This is a genomic window from Cellulomonas massiliensis JC225 (genome assembly GCF_000312005.1).
Classification (GTDB): domain Bacteria; phylum Actinomycetota; class Actinomycetes; order Actinomycetales; family Cellulomonadaceae; genus Cellulomonas; species Cellulomonas massiliensis.
The window spans coordinates 111787-117750 of sequence record NZ_HE978588.1; the positions used below are offsets into that span (position 1 = coordinate 111787).

At 77.3% G+C, this 5964-nt stretch carries 6 protein-coding genes and 1 pseudogene; 1 reads left to right on the plus strand and 6 read right to left on the minus strand.

Annotated features, from left to right (window positions below; all coding sequences use genetic code 11):
* The 3 genes and pseudogenes from HGCM_RS20225 to sigE form a co-directional block, all read right to left on the minus strand.
* Window positions 1–220 (minus strand): annotated as a pseudogene (locus tag HGCM_RS20225) (hypothetical protein); the annotation flags it as partial.
* Window positions 217–1164: an anti-sigma factor gene (locus HGCM_RS00545; protein WP_026075152.1), complete on the minus strand. Its 948-nt coding sequence runs from the start codon at window positions 1162–1164 to the stop codon at window positions 217–219. The gene HGCM_RS00545 and the pseudogene HGCM_RS20225, both read right to left, overlap by 4 nt.
* Window positions 1161–1766, minus strand: coding sequence for an RNA polymerase sigma factor SigE (gene sigE, locus HGCM_RS00550; RefSeq protein ID WP_019134949.1), 606 nt, complete (start codon window positions 1764–1766; stop codon window positions 1161–1163). The genes HGCM_RS00545 and sigE overlap by 4 nt, the downstream gene beginning before the upstream one ends.
* 261 nt (window positions 1767–2027) lie before the next feature.
* Here sigE and HGCM_RS00555 point away from each other — a divergent pair, with 261 nt between their 5' ends.
* A complete protein-coding gene (locus tag HGCM_RS00555; protein WP_026075153.1) occupies window positions 2028–2660 on the plus strand; it encodes an O-methyltransferase in 633 nt (210 codons plus the stop codon).
* Window positions 2661–2696: 36 nt separating this feature from the next.
* Here the strand turns inward: HGCM_RS00555 and HGCM_RS00560 are convergent, their stop codons facing one another.
* From HGCM_RS00560 to HGCM_RS16215, 3 genes are all read right to left on the minus strand, one after another.
* Complete coding sequence (locus HGCM_RS00560; protein ID WP_019134951.1) at window positions 2697–4289, minus strand: leucyl aminopeptidase family protein; 1593 nt, start codon at window positions 4287–4289, stop codon at window positions 2697–2699.
* A 17-nt stretch (window positions 4290–4306) separates the two neighbouring features.
* Window positions 4307–4474: a DUF3117 domain-containing protein gene (locus HGCM_RS18970; RefSeq protein ID WP_019134952.1), complete on the minus strand. Its 168-nt coding sequence runs from the start codon at window positions 4472–4474 to the stop codon at window positions 4307–4309.
* 177 nt (window positions 4475–4651) lie between these two features.
* Window positions 4652–5964, minus strand: a 1313-nt coding sequence (locus HGCM_RS16215) for a putative hexosyltransferase (RefSeq protein ID WP_019134953.1), incomplete at its 5' end; no start/stop codon positions are given.

A 5964-nucleotide genomic window follows, 5' to 3' on the forward strand; every position in this document is an offset into this window, starting at 1 on the left:
CGGCCGGCGACGAGCCCGTCGGCGCACGGTGCTCGGGCGTCGGCGGCAGCGGCCGCGATCCCGACGGGGTCGCGAACGGCGGCAGGGGCTGGGTCGTCGACTGCTGCACGTGCAGCGGCTGCGTGTCCGACGGGGGCGCGGCCGGGGCGGCCGGGGGGGCGTCCGGGCGCGGCGTGCCGGACGGCTGGTCCTGGGGGCGCTCCCCCGCGTCGTCGCTCACGGCCGGTCCAGCACCTCGGACACCGTCGACCAGCCGCGCGCGAGCCGCGTCGGCACGTCGTCGGCGTAGTCGCTCGTCGGGAACGCGGCGACGAGCGCGTCGAGATCGCCGCCGTGCGTCGTCACGACCTGCACGACGCACGAGCCGGTCTGCCACGCGACGTGCCACGGCTCGGTCGAGAGCACCACGACCTCCCGGCCGCCGAGCTCCGAGCGCTGCGCGTCCCGGATCACGTCGTCGGCCAGCCGGCCCTGCTGCTCCGTCAGCACCGCGACGCCCGAGGGACCGGTGAGGTCGACCTCGAGCACGGTGCCGTCCTGCGACCACCGCGTGCCCGTCACCGTCCAGCCGGCGGGCAGCGCGTCGGGGACCGTCCAGCCCTGCTTCGCGGCCCACGTGCCGCTGGTCGTCTCGTCCTGCGCCGGCGTGACGAGGCCCGCGGCCGGCGCCTGACCCAGCAGGAACAGGTCGCTGCCCGGGTGGCTCACCGGCACGACGTCCGGCCGCGCCCCCAGCACGAACAGCATCGAGGCCACCGCGCCGACGCCCGCCACGGACCCGACCGCCAGCCGGACCGGCAGGCGCCGCGGCGCGACCTCCCCCCGCAGGGGCGAGCCCGTGCGCGAGGACCACGTCCGCCGGACGAACCCGCCGACCGGCTCGTACTGCGACAGGTCGCTGCGCGGCACCCGGAACGGGTCGGCGTCGGCGGGACGCGCCGTGCCCTGCGGCTCGGGCGGCGCGACGGACAGCAGGCGGGCGGTGAGGTCGGGGGCCGGGCTGACGTCCGCGCACGAGGCCAGAGCGCTGCGGGCCTCGCGGGCCGCCGCGAGCTCGGCCGCGCACTGGTCGCAGGCCGCCACGTGCGCGAGCGCGCGCTCGCGCTGCGGCCCGGTGAGCTGGCCGTCCGCGAGCGCGCTGACCCACGAGCCGAGGTGCGTCACGGCGCCGCCTGCAGCTCGCTCGGTGCGTCGTCCGCGAACGGGAACGGCTCCGCCGCGCCGCGCTCGGCCGGGGCGCGGTGCTCCAGGCTGACGCGCAGGCGCGCGCGGGCGCGGTGGATGCGCGAGCGCACGGTGCCGATCTTGATGTCGAGCGTCCGGGCGATCTCCTCGTACGACAGACCCTCGATGTCGCACAGCACGACGGCGGCGCGGTACTCCGGGGGCAGCTCGTCGAGCGCCCGCTGCACGTCGTGGTCGAGGTTGCCGTGCTCGTAGGCCCGCTCCGGCGCGCCGAGCTGGTCCGCGGACGCGTACCGGTCCGCCTCGTCGCCCATGCCGTCCATGCGGATGCGCTGGCGCCGGCGCGCCTGGTCGAGGAAGAGGTTCGTCGTGATGCGGTGCAGCCAGCCCTCGAACGTGCCGGGCGTGAAGGAGTCCAGCGAGCGGAACACGCGGACGAACGTCTCCTGCGTGAGGTCCTCGGCGTCGTGCCGGTTGCCGGTGAGGCGGTAGGCCAGCCGGTACACGCGCGCGGAGTGCTCCCGGACGATCTGCTCCCACGAGGGTGCCTGCCACGGGGTGGCCTGCGGGGTCGTGGTCATCGTGGAGGGCGCTCCTGCCGTCGGTCGTGCGGTGTCCTGCCGGGCATCCAGTGTCCCAGGTCGCACCGGCCACCACGAATCGTGGTCGCCGCCGCCTCCGGCGTGCCCGCCGGGCGCCGGGACGCTCGTCGTTCCCAACGCCGTCCGGCCGCCCGAAGTTCCGCGCGCCCGCGCCCCCGGGCGCCGCGCGCCACCCGGGGCCGCGCCGCCGCCGGGTCTACGCTGACCGGCAGGTTCCCGGAGCGCGCACAGGAGGCGACCATCTCCACCGACAAGGCCAACAGCTGGGTCTACTGCGAGGACTTCGTCGAGGAGGACGACGTCCTGCTGCGCGCGCGCGAGCGCGCCGCCCAGCTCGGCTGCGCACCGGTCCTGCCCGGTGCGGGCGCGGCGCTGAGCGTGCTCGCCGCCGCGGTCGGCGCGCGGGCGGCCGTCGAGATCGGGACGGGGGCCGGCGTCGGCTCGCTGTACCTGCTGCGCGGCATGCCGGACGACGGCGTGCTCACCACGATCGACATCGAGGTCGAGCACCAGCGCGCCGCCAAGGAGGCGTTCGCGGAGCGCGGGGTCCGCAGCACGCGCACGCGCACCATCTCGGGCCGCGCGCTCGACGTGCTCCCCCGCCTCACCGACGGCGCCTACGACCTGGTGTTCGTCGACGCCGACACCGAGAGCTACCCGGGGTACGTCGAGCAGGCGGTCCGGCTGCTGCGTCCGGGCGGCGTGCTCGCGGTCGACGACGCGCTCTGGCACGACCGCGTGCCGGACCCGGCGCGCCGCGACGAGACGACGACCGTCATCCGCGAGGTGGGCCGCACGGTGCGCGACCACGAGCAGCTCCTGCCGGCGCTGCTGCCTGCGGGCGACGGCCTGCTGGTGGCGGTCCGGCGCTGATCGCCCCGGCCACCGTCCGTCGCGTCGCGCGGACGCTCAGCGCAGCTCGGTGAGGAAGTCCAGGAGCAGGCGCGCCCCGTAGCCGGTGGCGCCCTCCGTGACCTCGTCCGCGTCCTTCGTCGCCCGCGCGGTGCCGGCGATGTCGAGGTGCGCCCAGCGACGCGCCCCGGCGAAGCGCCGCAGGAACAGTGCCGCGACGATCGAGCCGGCCTTGACGTCGGGGTCGTGCGCGACCTGCCGCACGTCGGCCACCTCGGACCGCAGCGCCTCCTCGTAGTCGGCGACGAGCGGCATGTGCCAGACGAGCTCGCCCGTCCGCCGGGCCGACTCCTCCAGCCCGACGACGAGCGCGGGGTCGCCGTAGAGCGCGGCGTGCCGGCGGCCGAGCGCGACCCCCGCCGCGCCGGTCAGCGTGGCGACGTCGACGAGCACGTCCGGGTCGAGCGCCGCGTCGGCCCACGCCAGGGCGTCCGCCAGCACCAGGCGCCCCTCGGCGTCGGTGTTGGTGACCTCGACCGTGGTGCCGCCGTGGACGGTGACCACGTCGCCCGGGCGGTAGGACGCGGCCCCGACGTGGTTCTCCGCGAGCGGCAGGACCGCGGTGACGCGGTGCCGGACGCCCGTCTCGGCCGCGGCGAGCACGGCGGCCAGCACGACGGCCGCCCCCGCCATGTCGGTCTTCATCGCGACCATGGGCTCGCGCGGCTTGATCGAGAGCCCGCCGGTGTCGAACGTGATGCCCTTGCCGACGAGCACGACGTGCCGGCCGTCGTCCGACGTCGGCGGCTCCCAGCTGACGGTGACGAGGCGCGGCGGAGACGCGGAGGCCCCGCCGACGGCGAGGATGCCGCCGAAGCCGCCCGCCGCGAGCTCGCGGGGGCCGAGCACGCGGGTGCGCAGGCCGGCGCGCCGGGCGAGCGCGACCGCACGGTCGGCGAGCCACTCGGGGGTCTTGGTGCTCGCCGGGGTCGTCGCGAGGTCACGGACCAGCCACGTGGCCGACGCGGCCGCCCGGGCTGCCTCCACGGCCGCGGTGGCGCGCGTGCCGTCGCGGCCCAGCAGGACCAGGTCGGCGGCGGGCTGCGCGGGCGGCGTCGCGGCCTCGGTCGGCGGCACGTACGCGGCGAGCAGGTACCCCTCGGCGACGGCGCGCGCCGCGGCCGCCTGCTGCGACGCCGTGAAGGTCCGGTCGGCCCCCACGGTCGTGACGACGGACCGCAGGCCGCGCGACGCCCGGGCCAGCGCGGCACCGGCCTTGCGCAGCTCCGCCGGGGTGCCTCGGCCCACGCCGACGAGGGCAAGACGAGGCGGCAGGCCCGTCCACGGGAGCTCCACCACGGACCCGACGGGCCGCGGGAGCTGGAGCACGGAGATCTCGCCCGCGGCGCCGGTCAGGCGCTGGCGCTCGGCCATCTCGCCGAGGTCGATGCCGTACCGCGCCGCCGCCTGCGCGGTGCCCTCGCGAGGCGCCGGGCCGTCGTCGCCCGCGCGCCCCGGGGCGAGGGGGACGGCGAGCAGGTCCGCCGACGCGTCGAGCAGGACGTCGGAGGTCGCGACCGTGCCGCCCGTGAGGGAGACCTCGGGCGGACGGCGCGTCTCGTCGGGGTCGCGACGCGCGCTGCGCGGCATGCCGGCGCGGCCTGGGGTCAGGACGCGACGGAGGTGAGCGCCTCGCCCAGCTCGGCGGCCTCGGTCGCGTTGAGCTCGACGACCAGCCGTCCACCGCCCTCGAGCGGGACACGCATGACGATGCCGCGGCCCTCCTTGGTCACCTCGAGCGGTCCGTCGCCGGTCCTCGGCTTCATCGCGGCCATGCGGGCCTCTCCTTCAGGTCTCGTGCGTCCGGCGGCGGCCGGCGCGCCGCCGGGGGCGGTGCTGCCGGGCCCGGTCGCAAGCGCGGCCGGCCGGTGGTCCGACGACCATCTTAGTTCACGGGGACGACGCGGCTCCCCTGAGCAGCGGCGGGACCGCGCGAGGACGGCGGCGCGGGCTCACGGCGGCCAGCCCGTCGGGGGCGTGAGCCGCCAGAAGTTCCAGATCCAGACGAGCTGGAGGACGAGCATGAGCACCACGACACCCGCGAGCCACAGGCGCCGGGCCGCCGGCGGCCGGGTCACGACACCGGCCGTCACGGCGCCGAGCGGGAACGCGAGCAGCAGGAAGCGCGCCATGCTGCTGCCGGGCTCGACGACCGCCGCGATGTAGAGCACGTACGCCGCGGACCACGCGTGCAGCTCGCGCCCGAGCCGCCAGGCCGCCGGGACGACGAGCACGGCGGCGACGAAGGCGAACGCCGCGAGCAGCACCCACGGCGCGCGGTCGCCGAACCAGAACTGCGACACGTAGCCCCACGCGCCGAACGGCGTCACCTCCCGCACGCCGCGCCACGCCTCCTGCGTCTGCAGGTACCCGTCCGGCACGCCCGTCACCCAGCCGCAGATCGTCGGCCACGCGACGCCCGAGACGACCGCCGCCCCGCCCAGCACGAGCAGGCCGCCGACGTCGCGCGACGCCAGGCGGTCCTCCCCGCGCCGCGCGTGCCACCACCGGACCAGCAGGTGCACGCCGACGACGACGGCCATCGGCAGGGCGACGGCCCGCGTGAAGCCGAGCAGCACCACGACGAGCCCGCACAGCAGGTACTGCCGCCGCACGAGCGTCAGCAGGGCGAGCGCGACGAGGAGCAGCGCGAGCGACTCGGTGTACCCCACCTGCAGCACCGGGGAGGTCGGGAAGACGGCCAGCAGGGTGACGGTCGCCAGCGGGAGGCCGGGGCGCGCGGCGACGGCGCGCGGCGCTCCCTCCGTGACGAGGCGGTGCACCACCACGGCGGCGACCGCGCCGAGCACCGTCGCGGTCAGCGGCGCGACGACCTGCCACGGGCCGCCGGTCACGGTCATGAGCGCGCGCACGAGCAGGGGGAACAGCGGGAAGAACGCCCACACGTTCTGCTGCACCAGGCCGTCCTCGCCGCGGGGCAGCTCGGCGGGGTAGAGGTTCTCCGCGGCCTGGCGGTACCAGTCCGCGTCCCAGAAGATCCCCGTGAACTCCCAGTACGACGGGTGCGCGCCGGCCCAGCCGGACGCGTCCTGCGAGCGCGCCACCACCAGCAGCGCGATCGTCGTGAAGAGCCGCCCGACCGCGTACACGCCCAGCGCCTGGGCCCACCACGGCCACGTCCGGGGGCGGTCCCAGCGGGCCGGCGGCCGGTCGCCGCTCGTCCGCGCGGCGCGCTCGTCGCCGGCTCGCGAGGGCGACGGCGGCGCGCCCGCGCTCCCGTCGGTCGCCTGGGCGCCGTCCGGCT